Raw genomic sequence first — 2,353 nt, forward strand, 5'->3', positions numbered from 1 at the left:
CTGGCGGCGCACTGCGCGCCCAACCCCGGCACTCAGGTGAGCGAACTGCTGCAAAATCTGCCGCAGGTGCTCCGCAACTACGGCGAGGAAGTCTTGCGGCGATCCTGACCGGCAACAAACAAAACGGCCCGCGCTTTTGGCGCGGGCCGTTTTGTTTCAAAAAACCTGTTTTTCAGTTTATCTTTCAAAATAAGTATAGCCGCGCAGGCCGTCTTCAAAAGCCTGCATGACCGAAAACCTCTCGCTTGGCGAAATGCGGCCCTGTCGCACGGCCAGTTCCGCCGTGCTGCGCAGGTCTTCAAGAATGCGGCGGGGATCGTATTCCACATAACTGAGGATGTCCGCCACAGAGTCGCCCCGAATTTCGCGCACGTATTCGTAACTTCCATCCTCGGCCACACGGATGGACACCACGTTGGTGTCGCCCATGAGGTTATGCAGGTCGCCCAGGGTTTCCTGGTATGCGCCCACAAGGAACACGCCAAGATAGTATTCCTCGCCATCACGCAGGGGGTGCAGCTCCAGCGTGGGCTTCATGCCCTGGGGGTCGATGAACTGGTCGATACGGCCGTCGGAATCGCAGGTAATGTCCGAAATGATGGCATGGCGCGAGGGGAATTCCCTGAGCCGATGTATGGGCATGACCGGGAAAAGCTGGTCAATGGCCCAGGTATCGGGCAAGGACTGGAACACGCTGAAGTTGCCGTAATAGATGTCGGCCAGGCTCACATCAATGTCGGCCAGGTCGCGGGGAACATTCTTGAGGCGGGTTTTTTCCTGGGCAATGCGCATGATGATGGCCCAGAAAAAACGCTCGGCAATGGTGCGCTGGCGCAGGTTCACCCGGCCGGTGGAGAAAAGCTGGCGCATTTCATCGCGATAATAGATGGCGTCGTTATAGCATTCCTGCAGGTTGCGCAGACTGATGTTAGCCAAGGTTTCCTTCAGGTTTTGCACCGGCTCGGGCATGCCCTCGGGCAGATTTTCGGGCAGTTGCGCCTCTTCAATGGTGCTTACGTCCAGCACATTGAAAAGCAGCACCGAATAATACGCCACGGTGGCGCGGCCGGACTCGGTGATGATGTGCGGGTGAGGCACATTTTCCACGTCCAGGATGCTCATGATGGTTTCCACCACGTCGGTGCAGTATTCATCCATATTGTAGTTGCGCGAGGAAATGAAGTTGGTGTGCGAACCGTCATAGTCCACAGCCAGGCCGCCGCCCAGGTCAAGGTAACCCATAGGTGCGCCTTCCTGGATAAGGCCCACGTAAAGGCGCGCGCCTTCCATCACGCCCGTGCGGATATCGCGAATGTTGGAAACCTGCGAACCAAGGTGGTAATGCAGCAGCTTGAAGCAGTCCAGCATGTCGTGGCTTTTGAGGGTATCCACCACGTCCACCACCTGGGCCGGAGAAAGGCCGAAGGTGGAACGCTCGCCGCCGGAATCCGTCCAGTGGCCGCCGGCCTTTACGGCCAGCTTGGCGCGCACGCCGATATTGGGGCGAACGCCAAGAGCCTTGCTGCGTTCCAGCAACACGTTCAGTTCGCTGGGCATTTCAAGCACAAAAAACACGTTAAAGCCCATGCGCAGGGCCTGAAGGCCCAGATCCATGAACTCTTCGTCCTTGTACCCGTTGCACACGATGCAGGCTTCCCTGTCCTGCATGAGCGACACCGCGGCGATCAGCTCGGCCTTTGAGCCGACCTCAAGCCCGTGATGGTAGCGCGCGCCGAACTGGGCGATCTTTTCCACCACCTGCTGCTGCTGGTTCACCTTGATGGGAAAAACGCCCCGGTAGGCCCCGGTATAGCCGAGATTTTTTATGGCCTTGCGAAAGCTTTCATGAATGTTCGCTATGCGCGAGTCGAGAATATTTTCCACGCGCAGAAGCACGGGCATGTCATAGCCCCTGTCACGCAGGCCGGAGATGATCTCCGGTATGGAAACCTGCGGGCCTTTGGGGCCTTGCGGGCAGATAACCACTTCGCCCGCGTCGGAAACGTCAAAATATCCGGCCCCCCAATTGCGGATGCCGTACAGTTCGATGGAATCCTCCACCCGCCACTGCTGCAATGCGCGGTTTTTTGCCAATTCTCACTCCTTGTATCGCCCGCCGGGCGAGGGTTAAATACTGCACGCAAAAAAGAGGCGTAATTATGCCGGGAAGGGGGGGAAAGTCAATATTGGCAGTGTTGCGGAACAGGCTTTTTTCATCACCGCCCTGCCCCGTCAAATCACCCGGCGGCAGGCCCTCAAGCCGTGCCGCACAGGCCCGGATCAAGCGTAAAAAACGTGGCCGGCACTGCCCTCTTGACGCGGGGCGCGCCTTGCTTCACCCTGTGGACACCAG

Annotated in this window: 1 protein-coding gene; it reads right to left on the bottom strand. The window is 58.1% G+C overall.

Features of this window, described 5'->3' with window-relative positions; translation table 11 throughout:
• Positions 1-177 precede the first annotated feature (177 nt).
• Positions 178-2,094: a biosynthetic arginine decarboxylase gene (speA, locus tag V6C07_RS04585; RefSeq protein WP_333535187.1), complete on the bottom strand. Its 1,917-nt coding sequence runs from the start codon at positions 2,092-2,094 to the stop codon at positions 178-180.
• Positions 2,095-2,353: the final 259 nt, after the last annotated feature.

Origin of the sequence: Desulfovibrio sp. 1214_IL3152, assembly GCF_036763055.1 — a bacterium.
In the GTDB taxonomy this organism is placed as follows: Bacteria; Desulfobacterota; Desulfovibrionia; order Desulfovibrionales; family Desulfovibrionaceae; genus Desulfovibrio.